The organism is Colwellia sp. TT2012 (assembly GCF_001440345.1).
Lineage (GTDB): Bacteria > Pseudomonadota > Gammaproteobacteria > Enterobacterales > Alteromonadaceae > Colwellia.
Genome location: NZ_LJYX01000006.1, coordinates 79965 through 98797 on the forward strand (window position 1 = coordinate 79965; position 18833 = coordinate 98797).

General features: G+C 38.9%; 18 protein-coding genes. 5 read left to right on the forward strand and 13 right to left on the reverse strand.

The window, feature by feature from the left end; translation table 11 throughout:
- Window positions 1-180: 180 nt before the first annotated feature.
- The 3 genes from ASU03_RS22030 (at window position 181) to ASU03_RS02155 (ending at window position 936) form a co-directional block, all read left to right on the forward strand.
- The gene (locus ASU03_RS22030) at window positions 181-309 is read left to right on the forward strand and encodes a polysaccharide deacetylase family protein (RefSeq protein ID WP_157465789.1); all 129 of its coding nucleotides are present in this window, start codon (window positions 181-183) and stop codon (window positions 307-309) included.
- A gap of 47 nt (window positions 310-356) precedes the next feature.
- Window positions 357-521 (forward strand): hypothetical protein, encoded by a 165-nt coding sequence (locus tag ASU03_RS20540; RefSeq protein WP_157465790.1) that lies wholly within the window; start codon window positions 357-359, stop codon window positions 519-521.
- Between the two features lie 100 nt (window positions 522-621).
- Window positions 622-936, forward strand: coding sequence for a hypothetical protein (locus ASU03_RS02155; RefSeq protein ID WP_057830260.1), 315 nt, complete (start codon window positions 622-624; stop codon window positions 934-936).
- Window positions 937-1083: 147 nt separating this feature from the next.
- On the opposite strand, the gene ASU03_RS02160 is transcribed toward ASU03_RS02155, so the two are convergent.
- From ASU03_RS02160 to ASU03_RS02200, 10 genes are all read right to left on the reverse strand, one after another.
- Window positions 1084-2592, reverse strand: a complete 1509-nt coding sequence (locus ASU03_RS02160; protein WP_057830261.1) for a sensor histidine kinase — start codon at window positions 2590-2592, stop codon at window positions 1084-1086.
- 28 nt (window positions 2593-2620) lie between these two features.
- Entirely contained in the window at window positions 2621-3397 is a 777-nt protein-coding gene (locus ASU03_RS02165) for a response regulator transcription factor (protein ID WP_057830262.1), read from the reverse strand.
- A 93-nt stretch (window positions 3398-3490) separates the two neighbouring features.
- Window positions 3491-4246: a spondin domain-containing protein gene (locus ASU03_RS02170; RefSeq protein WP_057830263.1), complete on the reverse strand. Its 756-nt coding sequence runs from the start codon at window positions 4244-4246 to the stop codon at window positions 3491-3493.
- A 9-nt stretch (window positions 4247-4255) separates the two neighbouring features.
- Window positions 4256-4975, reverse strand: a complete 720-nt coding sequence (locus ASU03_RS02175) for a spondin domain-containing protein (RefSeq protein ID WP_442855122.1) — start codon at window positions 4973-4975, stop codon at window positions 4256-4258.
- A 348-nt stretch (window positions 4976-5323) separates the two neighbouring features.
- Window positions 5324-5497, reverse strand: coding sequence for a hypothetical protein (locus ASU03_RS20545; protein WP_157465791.1), 174 nt, complete (start codon window positions 5495-5497; stop codon window positions 5324-5326).
- A 100-nt stretch (window positions 5498-5597) separates the two neighbouring features.
- A complete protein-coding gene (locus ASU03_RS02180; protein WP_057830264.1) occupies window positions 5598-6893 on the reverse strand; it encodes a sensor histidine kinase in 1296 nt (431 codons plus the stop codon).
- A gap of 2 nt (window positions 6894-6895) precedes the next feature.
- Window positions 6896-7633, reverse strand: coding sequence for a response regulator (locus ASU03_RS02185; protein ID WP_442855125.1), 738 nt, complete (start codon window positions 7631-7633; stop codon window positions 6896-6898).
- A gap of 252 nt (window positions 7634-7885) precedes the next feature.
- Window positions 7886-8323: a DUF3019 domain-containing protein gene (locus ASU03_RS02190; RefSeq protein ID WP_057830266.1), complete on the reverse strand. Its 438-nt coding sequence runs from the start codon at window positions 8321-8323 to the stop codon at window positions 7886-7888.
- A complete protein-coding gene (locus ASU03_RS02195) occupies window positions 8313-9278 on the reverse strand; it encodes a MipA/OmpV family protein (RefSeq protein ID WP_057830267.1) in 966 nt (321 codons plus the stop codon). The genes ASU03_RS02190 and ASU03_RS02195 overlap by 11 nt, the downstream gene beginning before the upstream one ends.
- A gap of 152 nt (window positions 9279-9430) precedes the next feature.
- Window positions 9431-11518 carry a TonB-dependent receptor gene (locus ASU03_RS02200; protein ID WP_057830268.1) on the reverse strand — a complete coding sequence of 696 codons (2088 nt, stop codon included), beginning with the start codon at window positions 11516-11518 and terminating at the stop codon, window positions 9431-9433.
- Window positions 11519-11813: 295 nt separating this feature from the next.
- Between ASU03_RS02200 and ASU03_RS02205 the strand changes: the two genes are divergently transcribed.
- A complete protein-coding gene (locus ASU03_RS02205) occupies window positions 11814-12989 on the forward strand; it encodes an acyl-CoA dehydrogenase (protein WP_057830969.1) in 1176 nt (391 codons plus the stop codon).
- A gap of 226 nt (window positions 12990-13215) precedes the next feature.
- On the opposite strand, the gene ASU03_RS02210 is transcribed toward ASU03_RS02205, so the two are convergent.
- Both ASU03_RS02210 and ASU03_RS02215 read right to left on the reverse strand, forming a co-directional pair.
- Entirely contained in the window at window positions 13216-14505 is a 1290-nt protein-coding gene (locus ASU03_RS02210; protein WP_057830269.1) for an Ig-like domain-containing protein, read from the reverse strand.
- A gap of 65 nt (window positions 14506-14570) precedes the next feature.
- Window positions 14571-15128 carry an outer membrane beta-barrel protein gene (locus tag ASU03_RS02215; protein WP_057830270.1) on the reverse strand — a complete coding sequence of 186 codons (558 nt, stop codon included), beginning with the start codon at window positions 15126-15128 and terminating at the stop codon, window positions 14571-14573.
- 244 nt (window positions 15129-15372) lie between these two features.
- Here ASU03_RS02215 and ASU03_RS02220 point away from each other — a divergent pair, with 244 nt between their 5' ends.
- Window positions 15373-16347 carry a transposase gene (locus ASU03_RS02220; protein WP_057830271.1) on the forward strand — a complete coding sequence of 325 codons (975 nt, stop codon included), beginning with the start codon at window positions 15373-15375 and terminating at the stop codon, window positions 16345-16347.
- 603 nt (window positions 16348-16950) lie between these two features.
- Here the strand turns inward: ASU03_RS02220 and ASU03_RS02225 are convergent.
- Window positions 16951-18522, reverse strand: a complete 1572-nt coding sequence (locus ASU03_RS02225; RefSeq protein ID WP_057830272.1) for a diguanylate cyclase domain-containing protein — start codon at window positions 18520-18522, stop codon at window positions 16951-16953.
- Window positions 18523-18833 lie beyond the last annotated feature (311 nt).

Consider the following 18833-nt stretch of genomic DNA (forward strand, 5'->3'; position numbering starts at 1 on the left):
ATCGTCATTTTAGCAGTGAATTGTTTTTAGTTGGAATTAAGGTGTTTATCTAACTTTGGAGATAAGCTATCAATGGCGAAAACCATTAATAGCATCGCTATATACTCAATAGGCAATGACTACGATTCGACAACATTAACTGGCCCTTAGACTAACCTCAGTGGTTACGCACTATCGTCAATGGCTTTGTCTTTTGATGATGTCCTCTCACAGTACACCACACAAACTTTAGAGGTACTTGCACAGGCGCAAGTACCGGCAATTGTTTTTTGCAATGAAAAACTTAGCGAACTATTAGGCGGTTGTTGAACCTAGCATAGCGGCAGGTCACACAGTTGCTAATCATAGCTGGAATCATGCCAAGAGGTATGAGTTTTAGCGGTACTGAGTTATGGCTACAACAAGTAATAAAAACCAATGATGGGTTTCAACCATTATTTAGCATTAATCCGCGCTTTTATCGACCTCCTTATGGCAAAATAGCTGATCAACAAATTGAATTCTTAGCCAGTAAAGGCTAAATAATGGTTAAAATGGTAATTCCAGTTAGATGGTTCATACTTATTGAGCTAATAGAACTACTTTATTAAGTCTGAATTTCTCTCGATTGGAGACCTTGTTATGATGATTGCAAGATGGTGTATTGATGCAAAATTTGGCCACAAGCCCGAAGTGGTTGAAGCGCTCACTCAATGGTTTGATGAAGTGGGCTCTCAAATAGGCTGGACTAAAGAGAACTCTCGAATTTTAGTGGGTTCAGTTGGGGCATTAGAGTCGAGTATTATTTCAGAAGTGACCATTGAAAACTTAACTCAGCTCAATGATGCTTGGCAAAAGTTGGCTGAGATTGATGCCCATAAAGAGTGGAGTAAAACCTTAGAACCCCATGTAGTTTCAGGTACAGCTAAATGGGAGATTTATCGCATTATTGAGTGAATTATTGAATAAATTGCCGAGTAAAAGTAAGCTGCTATTGATAAACCTATCGTTATTAATAGCCGCTTAACAGCATATTAAGACTGACTACTGTGCAGGGGCATATTCACGGAACAACTATTCTCTGCCTACAAGGCGACCCTATTTTTAGCTCAATTCTGCCTGTTGAGCTAATACGGGTATCAATAATGAAAAGCTACTGCCATTGCCAAGCTCACTTTTAACTATTAGTTCAGAATTAAGTACTTGCGATAGCTTTTGACAAATAGCTAGCCCCAAGCCAGTATGTTGGATATTATCTTCAACGGCATTACTCGCCCTATATCTGGCATCAAATATGTAGGCGATATCTTCTTTACTTATACCGCTACCATTATCAGTAATACTTACTTTAACTTGTGTACTGAGCTGCGTAACTGTCATCACTATTTCACCGCCAAGGTCAGTATGTCTGATGGCATTTTCTAATAAATTGGTCATGATTCGCTCTAATTTAGCTATATCAGAGTAAACAATATATTGGCAAGGCTGGGGTGTTAACGTTAACGAGATCTGTTTATCGGCAGCTTTTAAGGTGAATTTAGCCAGTATGTCATGTAAAAGTTCGCCAATGACAAAGGTTTCTAAATTAACGGTCACTTGACCATTTTCCAAATGAGCCAATTCAAAAATTTGATCGATAAGGCGCTTTAACTGCTCGACGTTACGCTGCACTGTCGCTAAATAATCTTGTTGCTCGGCGCGGGATAAGTCATCGCCCTTAATCGCCAACGTCTCAATATAGCCTTGCATAGTCGCTAACGGTGTCCGTAGATCATGAGACAAGTGTGCTAATAATTCTCGGCGTATTCTGTCATTTTCAGTCAATAATGAAAACTGCTGGTTAATTTGTCTAACCATATCGTTAAAAGTAGCGCCGAGAAAGTGCACTTCATTATGGTTAATACCATGGCTGGCCGCTGAACCCCATTGCTTGAGCTTAACTTTAGTTTGATCAAATTGCACCGCTTTAAGCGCTTGCATTTGTTTTGCCAGCTCTTTTACCGGTTGAGTAAAATAGTGGAATACCGCTAGTAAAACCAGCAGCAGTAATAATAAGCTGGCGAGTACAAAGGCGCCGTATTTTTGTATGTCTTTATCGGCTTGTACTTGGCTAAAAATTGAATCATAAATTTCTCCACCAATAATAATATATAAATAACCCTGTAGGCGTTCACCTTGATAAATAGGGGAGATAGAAAATATTTTTTTATTGTTGATATCTCTAGGATCATCACCAAAAATCGGGATTTTTTTCGGGTTAGCAATGAGTTGTTTTAACGGTGTTAGCGATACCGACTGGCGTTTTATTTTAGTGGCCTCGGCGGAATAAGTTAAAATCTTACCTTGGGCATCGAGAAAGTAAAATTCAAAGGCTGGACCTAATAACATTAAGGTATGAAAAAGGTTTGCTAACGCTGCTTTATCATAAACGCCGTCTTGCAATAGGGGATTATCATGGGCTAAATGTTCGGCTAAGTGTAAGTGCAACTTTTGCTCAGCTTGGTACTTAGACTGCTGTACTAGGGAATTACTCCAATAAACCAGTAATGATGCCATCATCATGAAAGCAGCACAGAGTATTAATGCTAAGCGTTGATAAAGTGATATTTTCATCTAAAGAAAGTCCTTATTATTCTACTCGCTAAGAAGCCGCCGGTGGCATTACCCCGGCTGAATTAAGTTTATAACCAACACCCCAAACGGTTTGGATTATTTTTGGCTCAGTACTATTTTCCTCAAGTTTATTTCTCAGACGATTAATATGAGAATTCACTGTGTGTTCATAGCCATTGTGGTGGTAACCCCAAACACCATCAAGTAATTGCGCGCGTGAAAACACCTGATCAGGGTGTTGGCAGAAAAAATCTATTAACTCAAATTCTGTCGCGGTTAAGTTGATGGTTTTATTTTTATAGGTTACCTGGTGATACCTATGGTCAATATGAAGTTGTCCGATAGTTACTCCATTTTTCTCTAGTTCAGTGGATCCTAGTGGTGTTGCTGTTACCTGATCTGGCTGATTAGGTTTGTCAGCATTTTTTGCCTTAATGGCATGCACCCGACGTAACTGACTTCTAACACGAGCCTGTAATTCTCGAATGCTAAAAGGCTTAGTCATATAATCATCTGCGCCCAGCTCAAGCCCCAATACCCTATCTATTTCAGATGTTTTAGATGTCAGCATAATAATGGATTGCAATGGTTTTTCTTGCCTAACTTGCCGGCAAATATCTAGCCCGCTAATACCTGGCAGCATCACATCAAGTAAAATAAGCTGATAGTCTTGTGTTAATGCTTGTTGTAGTGCTTGCTCACCTTGGGTACAAATATCACAGTGTAGGTCTAACTCGGATAAATGCACTTTAATAAGCTTGGCAATATCAATCTCGTCTTCAATAATTAAAATTTTATCTTTCATAGGGTGGCCAATAAGTGGGCAAAGCCACCTATAACCAAGCGAACTAATTAAGTCTGCAATTAATTAATCCGCTTGCTATATTGACCTAGCGCACTACTTCGTTCGAGTAATGGTTAATTTAACAGCAGGGTTATCAAAACGATGCGCCTGAGTTAATACTGAGCTAGATAAACCATCATCTTTGCTAACGACACCAGAATGATAGCCGACTAAGTCGATATCATTGCGATCGGCATCAAAACCTACTCCGCCGTCTGCTGGGCCCGGAATGGTACCGACCGCTTCATTATTTTGCTCGGTACCTGAATCATAGACATTTAATCGCCATGATTTTTCCTGATTAAGCACTAATGTTGATATATCTACTCCAGTAAGACCCGAGAAAGCATCATTTGTATTCACCAACATAGTAACAACCGTTAAATAATTTGCCATCGGCTCAGTGGTGCTGATGTTTAAAGTGACGCTAGCCCCTGGTGGCACTGGGCCGGCACTGCTTGTTGTTGCCAGATTACTCTCTAGGGCTAGGAAGTCACTATTATCACCACCTTCGGCGAGTTTTTCTAAGGCAACAGAGGCACTTTGGCCCACTTGCCACATTTTACTATCACCGTGCAGTATCACTGCTATAGGTGATAAAGGTTGGCCATAGGTTAAATTAGTGAGGGTTATTGAATAACTATATTCCATCGGCGGTTGCACCAGCGGAGTATAATTATCATCACTGTATTTGTAGCTATCACCACAGGCGGCTAAACCGAGGGTAAGTAAGCTGACAATAACTATTTGATAAAGTGAGTTTTTAGCAGTTTTTCTGCTAATATTTTTTTGAGCGTTAAAGGTTAACATGATGTACCCCTATAGCACGGTAATGGTGAGTTTAGCGACAGGATTTAACCAACGTTGTACACTATTGTTAATATCACTTTTGCCAGCAGACATATCATCATCACCTAAGCTACCGCGGTGAATATGAACTTTGTCATTAGACTCCATATCGGTAACGCCAGTGCCATTCATGCCTATACTGGCATCAAGTGGTGGTGGTACTGGCATGCCAGCCTCTCCTGGAACGCCACTGCCACGGATTTCATCGTTCGCTTCTGTGCCAGCATCATAGGCATTTAAAAATACCGTATAAGTGCCCGCTTCTTCAGGTATTTCCCAGCTATCTAAGCCAACAAAACCGTCGTTAGAAGGTAATATCATCGCGGCAAGTGACAGATGGGTATTGGCGCTATCATTGGTTAAGGTAAAGCTTGCTGACATCGATGGAGCTAATAACCCACCCGCTGGGTTTTCATTTATATTGGCGTCAGCATTACTTAATAGGCTGACTAAGCCAGATATATCACCGCCTTCGGCCATTGCTTGTAGCTCAGTACTGGCCATATCACTCAGCATAAATAGTCGACTTTCATTGCTGTGGGCGGCAGTAACAACTGGGGTGAAATGCAACCCTTGAGTTAAATTAGTGACAGTAATGGATAATTCTTGTGCCATCGTTGTGGTACTGGCTAGCGCGAGTGCTAGCAGAGTTAATGTGGCTTTCATTGGCGATTGCTTGATTACTTTCATGATACTTTCCTTGGTAGTTAGACTTATGTTGTTTGCATTTTTCTTGTCAGAGTAAGGCAAGTATGTCGGGGAATTATCGCTAGTAGATCACGCTTTTATCACTTATTAATGAAGAATTAATCACAGAAGTATCACAGCCGTGCATGTTTAAGGGTTTAACGCCACGGCCAGCGCATTATAACGCCAAGGTATATAGGGTTTGCGGTATTTCATAATTTCTAGGTAGGGTAGCTCTACGACCCCCCGCTGTAGTTCAGCATTACTGAAAAAACAAACGAGACGCATACCGACTGTAAATACAGTGCTTGTTCGAGTTTGATGGATTTCTATTGCGGTAATGCTAGAAATTCACGGCATTTCAATTTCCGCAATATCTTCAACCTCTTCACCAATCAGCTTCATTTGATTTAAAGCATAGAGGCCAATGATTAATATTAAGCCAATGTTAATAAAGGCATTCACAATGAGTTTTTTCTTTATGGTGAATTGAAAAGCATATTTTTGCTTAGAATTATTAGGCATAACTGTTGTTAGTCTTTGCTGATTTAATCGCTATCTACAAAGTATAATAAAAAGCCTGATTTTTATGGGTTTTTGTCGTGATTTTACCTAAAACCGCTGTTTATTTCGGAAAGTTTAAGGTAAAGCAGGCACCGGATAGTCGTTGGCTATTGCTGGCGTTAATGCTGCCTTGATGCCAGTCCATGACTTTACTGCAAATAGCTAAGCCTAAGCCAAAATGACCTTGCTCTCTTGACCTATCGGCATCGAGTTTGACAAAGGGGGTGAAGATAATGGCGAGTTTATCATTTGCGATGCCTTTGCCATCATCTTCAACGGTAATGGTCAGTTGTTGATTGCTATTGGTTATGGTGAGTAATACTTGGCTGTTGGCGTAGCCAATGGCATTGCTAATAAGATTGACTAGGGCGCGATAGCTCCAGTGGTAATCTAATGGATAAACTATGCTGTTATCGCCCGTTAACTGTACGACAATATTTTTTTGTTCTGCCAGTACTTGGCAATCATTGATAGCCGAGGTGATTAGGGCACAAATATTGGTTGGCTGCTTTTTTAAATTTAGCCCTTGGCGCTCCATCGAGGCATAATCAAGAAAAGCACTGGTCATTTCCTCCATGCGTGTTAATTCATTGTCCATGCGCGATAAATAATTATTTTTCTTTTCAACGGAGTTACTGTCTAAGGCGGCTTCTATACCAAAACGTAAACAAGCCATTGGTGTACGAATATCATGGGATAAGCTGCGGGCGAGGATTTTATTATCGGCGACGAGTTTTTCTAGTTTACTGGCCATGGTATTAAAGCTTTGCTCTAACACTTTTATGTAAGATAAGCGGCTACTGGCGATACGCACATCAAGCTGTCCTGAGCCTATTTTAGCGGCGGCATTGTTGAGTAGGTATAAACGTCTAGTTAAGGGTATTAACCATAAAATAAATATGAAACATATGCTTAGGTAGAGTGTTAACGTTAAGATGAAATTAATATTGTCGTCATCTGCTGTTTCAGTGGGTAGTTCAAGACGCAAAAGAAACTCAGGGTGGTTGGCTATGCTTTTTAATAAATATTGATTTTCACTTGAGGCTAGCAGTAAGCCTCCTGGCAGGGTTAATTGCGCAATGAGTGAGCTAGGTAGGGCGATTTTTTTACTTGAGGCTAAGCTAGTATCCATTTGGTAATGTTGTTGAAATTGCTTAACTCTTTCGTTTAACTCTAGGCTGTTGAGCGAGCTCAGTTCGCTAGTAAGCCCATTGAGTAGCTGTCGGTAGACCGTGGTCGTTTTCGTTTCAGTTATGGTATCTTCCGTGGCATATGCCACTAGTTCATCGAGCCCCCAGCCAATAAAAAAAAGCGAGCCTAACACGGTAAAAATGATACTGATATAGAGGCCACGCATGGTTATTCGTCAATAACAAAGTTTGATTTTTCTTGCCAAGCATCACTAACAAATAAATAGCCTTTACCCCAAATAGTTTTAAATTTTTTCGGTTTTTGTGGGTCATCATTAAATAATTTACGTAAGGTTGATAACATCACGTCAAAACGTCTATCTTGGCCATCATATTCGCGTTTTTTCAGCGCTTTAAAAACAGAGTCTCTGTCAACTACACTGCCAGCATGTTGGGCTAAATAGGTGAGAAAGGCAAAGAGGCTGGTTGATAAGTCTACTTCTTTACCTTGATAAACGACACGTTTTGCTGCTTGGTTTATGGTCAGTTCACCAAAAATCAGTTCGCTATTGGGGTTGATTTCTGCTTTGTTTCTATGGCTGAGTTGACGGTTAATGCGCGCTAATAAAGCCCGTGGTCGAACGGGTTTTATCACATAGTCATCCGCGCCAGCTTCTAAGCCAATCACTTCATCAAATTCATCGGCGCGGGCGGTTAACATAATAATTGGCACTTGTTGGCTCGGCTTATGTTGACGAATAAGCCGGCAAACCTCTATGCCATTTAAACCAGGTAACATAACGTCGAGTAAAACGATATCAGTGCTATTTTTCTTAATAACATCTAAGACTAAGTCACCACGGGCGACATGGGTGACATTAAAGCCCTGTTCGGTTAAATATTCACAGACCCAATTAGCAAGGCTAATATCATCTTCCACCAATAAAACATTGTGCATTTTATCTATACCTACCCTTTTATTTAGTTACCGCTTTAGTGTTTATTAAATGCTCTGTTCCATAATACTATTGTCTACATTGTAACTATAAGATTTGAGCATTGCAGAAGTGATAAAAGCGAGCTTCACCAGCATGACGGTATATGGATATACACTGGACAGTACAGGAGCATACTGTCCTGATGCTTGTGTAGAACCCCATGGACGGGTTTACGCGTATCGCTGGTTTACTCAGCAATACTAAACTACCACAGAGCCTTTTTAAAACAGTCGCCAACGACGTTTACGCGCGATATTTTTATGTTGCCAGCTTACCTCAACTTGAGTCTCGGCTATGACTTTATCATCACTGACTGTGCGCAGTTGATACTTAATAGTTTTGTTGGATTCAAACTCAACATTTATTAGCACCTGGTTATTGTTTTGCCAACAACCTAACTGCTTATTTTTACCTAGTTGATATAAGCAAAAACTTTGCTTGGTCGATGATTGCCATTGCAATTCTACCGTGGCAAAACAAGCGCGTCCTTGTCGTAAGGTGACACACTGCTCGGGCAGGGCGGTAAAAGTTACTTCTGCATGGTTAGTCGTTTTGACCTCATTAGCGTTAACTTGCCCAGCCAATAATAAGCTATAGAGCAAGACTAGCGGTACTTTTACATGAGCTATGGCCATTCCTTTGCCAACATTAAAATACATAAAGTACCCCAAGCATTACTTGGCTCAGTTTGTTTTTATCAATTAAAGGGCTGCGCTTTATTTTATTCGCGTAAAAACTTTGCGTAATACCCGCATTAAACGACCAACTTGCTGATAAAGGGTATTGTGCATAGACTTCTAATTGCGCACGAAAACCACCATCGGAGTGATATAAGGGTCGGTTTGGCGCTACTTCATCGGCGTTGATACCAATATAATAGTCCATCAAGGCTTCATCGTAATAAGTCAGCCCCGCACCTAAATAAATATCCCAATTGCGATAAGGCCATAAATAACTATAAAAACTATCGACAATAATGCCAGTAACCTTACCTTCCGCCTGACCTCTAGCAAAGTCTATGGTAAACAGTGCATTGTCAAAATAATGAGAGTATCTCAGGGCAATGCCTCTGGTATAATCTCGCTCAGCTAAATCTGAAAATAGCGATTCATCGGCATCTTGATACAGAACTAAGTCAGTTGGAACGTAACCACTCATGTAAGCTTTGGCAATAATATCAACTTGCCAATGTTCTTTTATTAGCAGTTGATAGCCAAATTCTAAACCTAATAATATAGCGGCAGAGCGACGTTGGTTGGTCTGTATAAAGAAACCTTTGTAAGAAAGATCAATTAACAAACCCAGTTGAAAATATTGCCAGGCATCGGTTTGTTCTACGCCGGTAAGTACCACAGGATCATGTGCCATTGATAAATCCAACATGATATGCCAGTCAAAGTCATCTTTTACTATTGGGCTATTTGGATCGCTAGAGTAACTTGTCTCACTGATATAGTCTGTATTGCTTGCATAGGTTTTATCACTTTGATAACTTTCTTGCTCAGATGCCTGACTTGGTAGGGTAAACAAAGATAATAAAATACAGCTAACGATAAGCCATCTCTGCCAATAAGTACGGGAGTCGTGTAATGCTAATTTTGAAGCGCTAGGCATAAGCTGTTATAAGCCGACATAAGTAAAGGTAACACAATGTTACCATGTTGTTACCTTTTGATACTTGTCATCGGCTTGGTTAATTGTTTAAAAAATGTAAGTAAAGCTATCCTCAACGTTATTTCAAGCTAAAGCTAATGCAGAACTTGCTGTTAAAAGCTCATTTTTAAACCGATATAAGGGAACATGCCAACATCTTCCTCACCGCTAATATTAAACTCGGTTAAGGTGTCGCCGTCTTCGGGCTCATAGTAATAACCGGAAACATTCTTTTGTGCCATGGCATTAATTACCGCGAAAGTCCACTGTGCGTCATTACCCCAATACTGCGTTTTGTAATTCGCTTCTAAATCTAAGCGGTGATAAACGGGTAAGTTTTTAGCATTAACCTCACCATACTCAGGCAAGAAATGATCCTCATAATCTGGATTTTCACGTAAACCAGTAATCGGGGTATATTTAGCACCACTACGTAAGGTAAAGCGTAAGCCAAAATCCCAATGTTCATTTAATTCATAGTTGACAACAAGGTTAGCCACCAGGGGAGTATCAAGGTAATAATCACTGGTGATATCGGTTAAATCATCAGTGCGCTGACTTTGTGACCAACTTAATGATGCCCAGCCAAACCAGCCGCTTTCACGCTCGCGCCTGACTAACCATTCTACCCCTTGTGCATCACCTGAGGTATCGGCGGTGTAGTGTAAATCTTCCTCTGTTTCATTGGTAAAAGAAAACTCATCGGTTGATCGCGGTAAATTAGTTAGCTCTTTATGATAAATATCAATGGAAGTAAACCATAAACCGTTTAAGTCATAATCAAAACCGAGTGAATAATGTGTGGCTTTGGGTGACTTTATGTTTGGGTTGCCGAGTTTCTTAAGGGCGGTACCAACATCAGGAAAACGACTATAAGTACCCGCTTTAGCTTTAATGGTTAAACTCTCATTAGCATGCCAGTTCAGGGCGAAGCGAGGATGGAAAAAACTTTGCTTGGTATAATCATTGCGTTCAGCACGCACGCCCAGAACTAACTGCCAGTCATTATTTATATCCCAAATTTCATCAAGGTAAACGGCAATGTTTTGATCCTTAAGTGTCGCCGTATCTTGTATACGCTCGCCTTTGTATTGGCGACAGTCACTATCAAACTCGGTGCAATAATAAGGAATAATATCGAAGCTGTAATTAACCTCGGTTTTGCTGTAATCAATGCCAAAACCTAATTTGTGATCAGTAAACCATGCCATTTGGTAAAAAAAGCGCACATTGTAACTTTCCTCATTTATATTAATAAACTGTCCCTGACCAAAACTTTCCTCGGTGGTATCAACATTTCGGCCAGCAATGAGGTGCATCATTTTGTGGTCGTCACCATAAAATTGCCACGAAATACTTTGGCTATCAAAAGCGGTAGTCACTTTAAAGTCACCAATGCTATCAGGGTCAATTCGACCTTCTTCTGAGTTTTCAGAAATATTCACGCCACCAGTATCACTTGCGCCAGCAGCGCTAAAGGTTAATTTGTGAGCATCACCAAGTAGAAATTGATATTTTGCTTGATAGTCATCACTGACAGGCGCTTTAAAAATGGTGTAACCGTCGTCGTCTTCTTCATCATCTTCGGGTAAAAATAAGTGTATTTGGCTGCGGCGATAAGACAAATAAAATGCTTGATCGTCAAAGGTTTCGCCTTCAACCATAAAACCACTTTTTAACATACCTAAATCTATAGTTACTTCAATATCTTGCTGGCGCGGGTCGCGTAATTTTACATCAAATATACCGCCCGTAGCATTGCCGTATTCACTACCAAAAGCAGCGGCATGCAAACTGAAATCTTGAATTAAATTTTCATTAAAAATGCTGTCGCCAAATAAATGAAATATATAACCCGCGGGCAAGTCATCGATATAAAAAGCATTGTCATCAGGAGACGAGCCGCGCACTGCCGGTGAGCCACCATCGCCACCCGCATACACAATGCCGGGTAAACTATAAACGGCGCTTAAGGGATCGTTACCAATACCAGCCACTGCCATTAAATGCTCTGTTTGTTCGGTCATTTCACTATTGGCTTGATTACGACGACCATTGACTTGGATCACTTCGATATTTTTTTCTGTTGTTTTCTGCTCTTTTTCTTTAGTTTCGTTATTTTCTGCGGCGACTACCATTGGCAGTACAAAAGAAAGTAAAAGCAGTGAATTTGCTATACCAGTGGCGGGTGTTATTTTCATTAGCGGGAAATCCCTGTCAGTTTTTACTGTGGTTACTTAGTTTTAATATGGAATGATTTTGCCTAGTCCAGTTGTATAAATCAGTAACCCAAGTGTCGAAAAACTGTCAGTTAATTGTCAGAAAGTGTAAATTGTGGGGATAAGTTGATCTAGCTCATAATGCTGCTGGCATTGGATTGACTTGTGCAAGCTTTCTATTATTATCGGCTTATATACGCGTGCAATAGTCATTTAGGTAACTTTTATGTCAAATAGTAAGGTAAAAAAAGTAAGTAAAAACAGCCAATCAGATAAGGTGAAAAAAGTACACTTTAACTGGCAAGACCCATTATTACTTGACTCTCTACTAACAGAAGAAGAGCGTTTAGTGCGTGATAGTGCTCATCAGTATTGCCAAGAAAAGCTTATGCCACGTATTTTATTAGCGAATCGCCATGAAGTTTTTGACCTTGAAATTATGAAGGAGTTTGGCGCACTTGGTTTACTGGGCGCCACCATTGAAGAAAAATACGGCTGTGCGGGTATTAACTATGTTAGTTATGGTTTGATTGCGCGTGAAGTAGAGCGGGTGGATAGCGGTTACCGTAGTGCTATGAGTGTGCAATCATCACTGGTTATGCATCCCATTCATGCTTATGGCAGCGAAATACAAAAAATGAAATATTTACCTAAATTGGCAACAGGTGAATATATAGGTTGTTTTGGCTTAACTGAACCCAATTCAGGCTCTGATCCCGCCAGTATGGCCAGTAAAGCAGTCGCTGTTGACGGTGGTTATCAACTAAATGGCAGTAAAATGTGGATCACTAACTCACCTATTGCCGATGTATTTATTGTTTGGGCCAAACTTGATGGCATTATTAAGGGCTTTATTCTTGAAAAAGGCATGCCCGGCTTATCAGCACCAAAAATTGAAGGTAAGTTCTCGCTGCGTGCGTCTATTACCGGTGAAATTGTTATGGAAAATGTCTTTGTGCCGGCTGAAAATATGTTGCCAAAGGCCAGTGGTTTGTCTGGTCCTTTTGGTTGTTTGAATAAAGCACGTTACGGCATTGCTTGGGGCGCACTAGGCGCCGCGGAGTTTTGTTGGCATGGTGCGCGTCAGTATACTTTAGATAGAGAGCAATTTGGTAAGCCCTTGGCGGCAACACAATTGATTCAAAAGAAGCTCGCTGATATGCAAACCGAAATTAGTATTGGCTTGTTGGCTTGCTTGCAAGCAGGACGCCTGATGGATAGTAATAACTTAGCCCCTGAAGCTATTTCACTGATCAAGCGTAATTCTTGTGGCAAAGCACTAGATATTGCTCGGCAAGCACGAGATATGTACGGTGGCAACGGCATTAGTGATGAGTATCATATTATTCGTCATATGATGAACCTTGAAGCGGTTAATACCTATGAAGGCACCCATGATGTTCATGCCTTAATTTTAGGACGTGCACAAACGGGCATACAGGCGTTTTTTTAACACTCATTGATGTCCTTACTCCCAGCCTGTTTCATTCATGCCACAAGTACTAAAGTCTATTAAAAAGGCGGTAAATTATGAATGATAGATCATGATGCTGCGGACAACCGTGGTATTCGTGATGTTAAATCACTGCATCTAATTGATCGCGCCTTTGTTAAAGCAGATCTAGCAAAGGGCGGCTTTATCGTTGATGTTTTTATTTTATCGGCGCTTAGTTCTGAGGCTATCTTTCTATTTCTATTCGGACACTGCGCGTTATACCCTGATAAATCACCGAAACAAATGCAAAACCTACGGAATTTTTGGTACTGGTTAGCGTGTAGCTGGCTATGTCTGTACCTAAGTTGCTTAATTCAGCCTCAAGTAAATTGCTACCATTAATGCTCCATTGAGCGAATTCAGAGACATTTAAACTCGTTGGCGTACTGGTGTAGTTGGCCGTTAACGTTAGTTCTATTGACTGTAATGGTGCTATTATTAGTATATCTTCACCAGCATTTATTTGTATGCCATCAAGGGCTGCGGCACCTTTAACTTGTATGGTGGCTATGGATTTTTTACCGCCACAACTGCCAATAAGCTGAGTAACACCAGGTTTAAGCGCAAATAATGTGCCTTTGTTATCACCTGTTGCTGTGATACCTATATAGCCAGCATCTGCTTGCGACCAAGTAATGGTGCTATCGATAATAAAAGTATCCGTTGATACTGTTGCAATCAGTTTGGCTTGAGCATTTACTTGTATGCGTTCGCCAATGTTTAGGGTGATAAATGTAGTTGTTTTATCGTCCTGTAAAATATCAATAGTATCTAGGTCTTTAGCGTCAGCAGTGACAATTAATTGTGCGCTAATATTATTAACTTTTGCGGTAATGGTAATATTTTCTATGCCTGCTGCGGAAGTATATAAAGTACCTTCTTTATTAATAACTGCACTAGTAGCGCTATCAAGGCTAAAAGTCATATCCTTTACCGTATTAAGTGATATGTAACCATCTTCATAACCTACATCGCCTTTAATGCTGGCATCAAAGCAGGTATTAATATGACCACTTTCTGGTGAAGTTTGCTTTAAGCTAATGTTACTTACTGCCACGTCACTAACCGATATTTCTCCTTCACCAGTAATATCATTAATGGTGCTGCCAGTGATAATTACTGTACCTTGGTTGACCTCAGAATTTGCTACTGCAGTTACTAAACCTTTGCTATTCACTGTGGCAATAGTGGTATCACTTGAAGTCCATGTTAATTCGTTAGTTACGTCTCTTACTGCGTCTTTGCTATCAATGCCTGTCGCGCTTAGCTGATGTGTTTCACCTGCTTTTAAACGTGTTTGAGCATTTGTGATGGTAACTGACTCGATGATAGTACCTAGTGTTCGCTGTTTTTCCAGTTCAACCGCTTTAGCGAGTTCAGCCGAGTTATTGTCAGATTCACAGCCGGTTAGCAAGGTTGTTGTTATTGCTAAAGCCACTAAGGTTATTTTAGATAAATTTTTTATTAAGTTCATGAGGAATGCCAAGTAAAAGTGGTTTTTAAAAGTATTAATTAAAAGGTGTTCTTAAAAGTTACTTCTTAAAAGGTATAAGTGAAACCAAGGGAGATATTTGTTATTTCAATATCGCTATCTTTATAGAGCGATTGATAACCCAATCTGATACTCGCCTGTTCAAAATAGGGTATTTGTTGATGCATAGATATTCCCCATGAAAAGCCATTATAATGATCTTCACCGTTATAGGTTTCTTCAGGGCCTGATACTGTCATATCCGTCATGGCATAACCTACGGAAACATCCATGCCAAAACCGTCTCTAATGTCGGATTGCATAACAAAATATAGCGCAACACTTTGTTCTAAATCGAACGCCATACGATAAACATCATCGGTATTTCCTACTAAATACTGAGCTTCAAAAGCCATATTGTTATTACTAACACCTGCACGTATTGCTATAGCACTGGGTTTGGCGTTCTCACTCGCCAGTTCAATATCGGTTAACATATAATCAATACCGATATAAGTAGTGTCGGCAAATGCTTGAGTTGCTAGTGTTAACAGCGAAAGGGGCAGTATTTTACTGAATGTCTTGATGAGCTTTTGCTTAATAGCTTGCTTGCGAGTCTTGATCATAAGGGAAAACAATATCCGTATTAAGGTGAGGTGAATAAGATTGCAGTCATTATACTCAAATGAGGTGAAAAGGCTAAAATTAGAAAAAAATAGCAAAAAAAATAGCAGACACCCCTCTCAAAAAAAAAATAGCAGACACCCCTCTCAATGGAAACACAAAAAATAGCAGACACCCCTCTCAATGGAAATAAATAGCAACCTCAACTATGCTTATTAATCAGCAATAAAACCAGTTGAGGTTACTATGGCAACGGCAAGAAAACAGCAAGTCAGTTTAATTGATACGCCTTATTATCACTGTATTTCCCGTTGTGTTCGTCGTGCTTTTTTATGTGGCGAAGATAAAGTCACCGGGCAAAGCTTTGAGCATAGACGTGGTTGGGTAGAGGACAAGTTATTATCGTTAAGTCAAACCTTTGCTATTGATGTATGTGCTTATGCGGTAATGAGTAATCATACCCATATTGTGTTGTGTGTTGATGTTGAACAAGCCAAAACATGGTCAATGCATGAAGTGGTTACCCGTTGGCATCAATTATTTAAAGGTACACTCATTACCCAGCAATACCTTCGTGGTGATAAACTGATTAAACCTCTACAACAGATATTGGAAGAAACTGCACAAGTTTATCGGTCGAGATTAACAGATATTAGCTGGTTTATGCGCATTCTAAATGAAAGCATTGCTGTACAGGCGAATAAAGAAGATAAATGCACAGGTAGGTTCTGGGAAGGGCGTTTTAAATCTCAAGCCTTATTAGATGAAGCCGCCGTTATTGCCTGTATGGCATATGTTGATTTAAATCCAATAAGAGCCAAAATAGCAGAAACCCCTGAGAGCTCGAATCACACCAGTATTCAACAGCGTATAAGAGCCGCTAAAAATGAAAAACAACCCACCTTACTTTGCCCCTTTGTCGGTAACCCAAGACAAAACGCCCCTAAAGGCTTAGCTTTTGAGCTGAAAGATTATATTGAACTGGTAGACTTAACGGGTCGTTGCATTAGAGAAGATAAACGAGGTTACATTGACAATAATTTGCCCAGCATATTAACGCGATTAAACATCAGTACAGAAAACTGGTTAATATTAACGACACAATTTAGAAAAGTATTTCATGGTGCGGTAGGTAAGCCTGAAGCGTTAACCGAATTTTGTCAGCATCAACACCTTAAAAAACGCGCGGCAGTGTCTGTTTGTCAAAAGCTATTTGCTTAAGGTTACTTCATAAAAAAATCATAATAAATTAAACTACCTATTGAGTGTTAAAGCTTAAACACGCCTGAATTTTATCAACGTTCATATTTTTTTATAACTGCCCAGTTATTTATTTTAATTCACATGAAAAAGCTAAATGTCAGGTGGCTTTACTGATAAAAATTTAATGGCTTGTGATAACCTATGATTGTTATGTTGAGAGGGGTGTCTTCTGTTTTTTTACATGAAAAAGCTAAATGTCAGGTGGCTTTACTGATAAAAATTTAATGGCTTGTGATAACCTATGATTGTTATGTTGAGAGGGGTGTCTTCTATTTTTTTAGTTTTACTGATGAAAATTAAATGGCTTGTGATAACCTATGATTATTATGTTGAGAGGGGTGTCTTCTACTTTTTTGTGATAACCTATGATTATTATGTTGAGAGGGGTGTCTTCTACTTTTTCTTCTACTTTTTTCTACTTTTTTTATCTAAAAACTTAATAGAGATTGTTATTCATTTGAAAAGTTTGAGGCTATTTTGAGTGAAGTAAGTAGCATGTGTTATTGTTTTATTTTGGGTTGCTTTATAAGCGAGTATCCTAGATATTTAAATCAATTAAATTTAATGATGAGAAGAAAAATACACTTGATTCCTACCATTATTCTTTGCTTGATACATCGCCTCATCCGCATAAATCAATAATTTTTCCGCCAAGACCCCACCTTTAGAACATACCACCCCAATACTTATAGATATGCAGATATCCATTTGATCAATAATAATTGGTTTTTGCATTATATTAATTATATTATTCGCAATATTAGTTACATCATTGAAATCGCTTATATTTTCTAATAGTATGGCAAATTCGTCCCCGCCTAATCGGCATAAGGTATCTGATGTTCTCAAGCAGCTTTTAACTCGGCATGTCATTTCGATCAACAGTTGATCTCCAATATGATGGCCATAAGTATCATTGACTTTTTTAAACTTATCTAAATCCAAAAAAAACACTGCTATTCCTTTAGATGTTTTTCTATTAAGATTAGCTATAGCGTGTTCCATTCTATCTGAAAATAAGGCCCGATTTGGTAACTTTGTTAATTTATCATGCAACGCTAAAAAACTAAGCTCTGCTTTTTCCTGAATTCGTTCAATTGCATTTCGTATATGTTTAGCGGCAAACATTAAAAGTTTTTTATCTTTTTCATTAAACATATTTTCTTCATCATAACTTTGAACAACAATAATACCTTTTGAATTGCCTTTTCCAAAGGGTACCCCTAACCAAGTTTTTGGCATAGAGCCAATAAGGTGAAATTTTCCTTCCGAAATCATATTATCAATTTCAGGCTCATTCACCAATAAAGGCTTTTCAATATCCAAGACATAAAACGTAATACTTTTTTTTACTTGATTTAGAGGGATAATTAAGTCTTTAGGAATTTTATCTTTTTTGTCTGTATAATAAGGTATGCTTATAATATTCGCGTTTTTTGTAGATAAGGCTATGTAAAAATTTTCAGAAAAAACTAGCTCAGCGATACAAGTATGTAACCTTTGAAAAAATTGCTCTAAGCAAATAGTGTCAAAGGTTATCTCAGTTATATTAATCAAAGCATCTTGCATTTTTCCGCTATATTCTAATTGCTTAATGGTATTCTTTAATTGAGATAATAATTTCGTTTCATTTATTTTAGTTGCGGTAATGGAAGCAAGAGCCGTTAAGGTTCGCTGATGTTGATGTGTATAGAAGCCTAATGATTTATGCTCAGAGTCTATAATACCAATTACTTCCCCTTTTAACATCATAGGTACCGCTAGTTCTGAAAGCCTCATTTCATCATCAATGATATAACCAGGAAAATCACGAGTATCGTTTATTAACAGACTTTGTTTGCTAAGCGCAACATGACCAACAACCCCTTTACCTATGACTATTTCTATTGGTTGCAATATTTCATCACCTGATGGATTTTTATTACCAAAAGCCGCTTTTTGAACAAACACTTGCCGATTATCATCCAACATATAAATAACAACATCGTCAAAACCAAGTTTTGCAACCACATTTCTCGCCAAATACCATAATACTTGCTCAAATGTATCAATGGATAATATTTTAACAGCAAAATCACTCACTATCTTTAAGTGCTTTCTCTCAACTTCTAATAACGCTAGCTTTTTTTTCATAATTGTTCTTTTACATCGATAAAAAATAAAATTCTAATATTATGAAGTGAACACTGTAAAATCATCATTTAATCGTCCCTGAGGGTACAAATACCCTCCCTCTAAGCACATATAAATTCGCAGTACCTTTATTAAATATAGTCAAATTAAAGTAAAATAATAAACTTTTACCTAGTGGAACGTATTGAGCTTTTATATTCCCTCCAGAATAACAGGGACAGTCGCTCAAACAGAATAACAGTAAAATAACAGGGACAGTCGCTCATAAGTAGAAAACTGGTTAATATTAACGACACAATTTAGAAAGGTAT

Excerpts from the sequence above, each read along its gene's own strand:
- ASU03_RS22030 (WP_157465789.1), top strand. The coding sequence starts at position 181 with ATGGCTTTGTCTTTTGATGATGTCCTCTCACAGTACACCACACAAACT.
- ASU03_RS20540 (WP_157465790.1), top strand. The coding sequence starts at position 357 with ATGCCAAGAGGTATGAGTTTTAGCGGTACTGAGTTATGGCTACAACAA.
- ASU03_RS02155 (WP_057830260.1), top strand. The coding sequence starts at position 622 with ATGATGATTGCAAGATGGTGTATTGATGCAAAATTTGGCCACAAGCCC.
- ASU03_RS02160 (WP_057830261.1), bottom strand. The coding sequence starts at position 2,592 with ATGAAAATATCACTTTATCAACGCTTAGCATTAATACTCTGTGCTGCT.
- ASU03_RS02165 (WP_057830262.1), bottom strand. The coding sequence starts at position 3,397 with ATGAAAGATAAAATTTTAATTATTGAAGACGAGATTGATATTGCCAAG.
- ASU03_RS02170 (WP_057830263.1), bottom strand. The coding sequence starts at position 4,246 with ATGTTAACCTTTAACGCTCAAAAAAATATTAGCAGAAAAACTGCTAAA.
- ASU03_RS02175 (WP_442855122.1), bottom strand. The coding sequence starts at position 4,975 with ATGAAAGTAATCAAGCAATCGCCAATGAAAGCCACATTAACTCTGCTA.
- ASU03_RS20545 (WP_157465791.1), bottom strand. The coding sequence starts at position 5,497 with ATGCCTAATAATTCTAAGCAAAAATATGCTTTTCAATTCACCATAAAG.
- ASU03_RS02180 (WP_057830264.1), bottom strand. The coding sequence starts at position 6,893 with ATGCGTGGCCTCTATATCAGTATCATTTTTACCGTGTTAGGCTCGCTT.
- ASU03_RS02190 (WP_057830266.1), bottom strand. The coding sequence starts at position 8,323 with ATGTATTTTAATGTTGGCAAAGGAATGGCCATAGCTCATGTAAAAGTA.
- ASU03_RS02195 (WP_057830267.1), bottom strand. The coding sequence starts at position 9,278 with ATGCCTAGCGCTTCAAAATTAGCATTACACGACTCCCGTACTTATTGG.
- ASU03_RS02200 (WP_057830268.1), bottom strand. The coding sequence starts at position 11,518 with ATGAAAATAACACCCGCCACTGGTATAGCAAATTCACTGCTTTTACTT.
- ASU03_RS02210 (WP_057830269.1), bottom strand. The coding sequence starts at position 14,505 with ATGAACTTAATAAAAAATTTATCTAAAATAACCTTAGTGGCTTTAGCA.
- ASU03_RS02215 (WP_057830270.1), bottom strand. The coding sequence starts at position 15,128 with ATGATCAAGACTCGCAAGCAAGCTATTAAGCAAAAGCTCATCAAGACA.
- ASU03_RS02220 (WP_057830271.1), top strand. The coding sequence starts at position 15,373 with ATGGCAACGGCAAGAAAACAGCAAGTCAGTTTAATTGATACGCCTTAT.
- ASU03_RS02225 (WP_057830272.1), bottom strand. The coding sequence starts at position 18,522 with ATGAAAAAAAAGCTAGCGTTATTAGAAGTTGAGAGAAAGCACTTAAAG.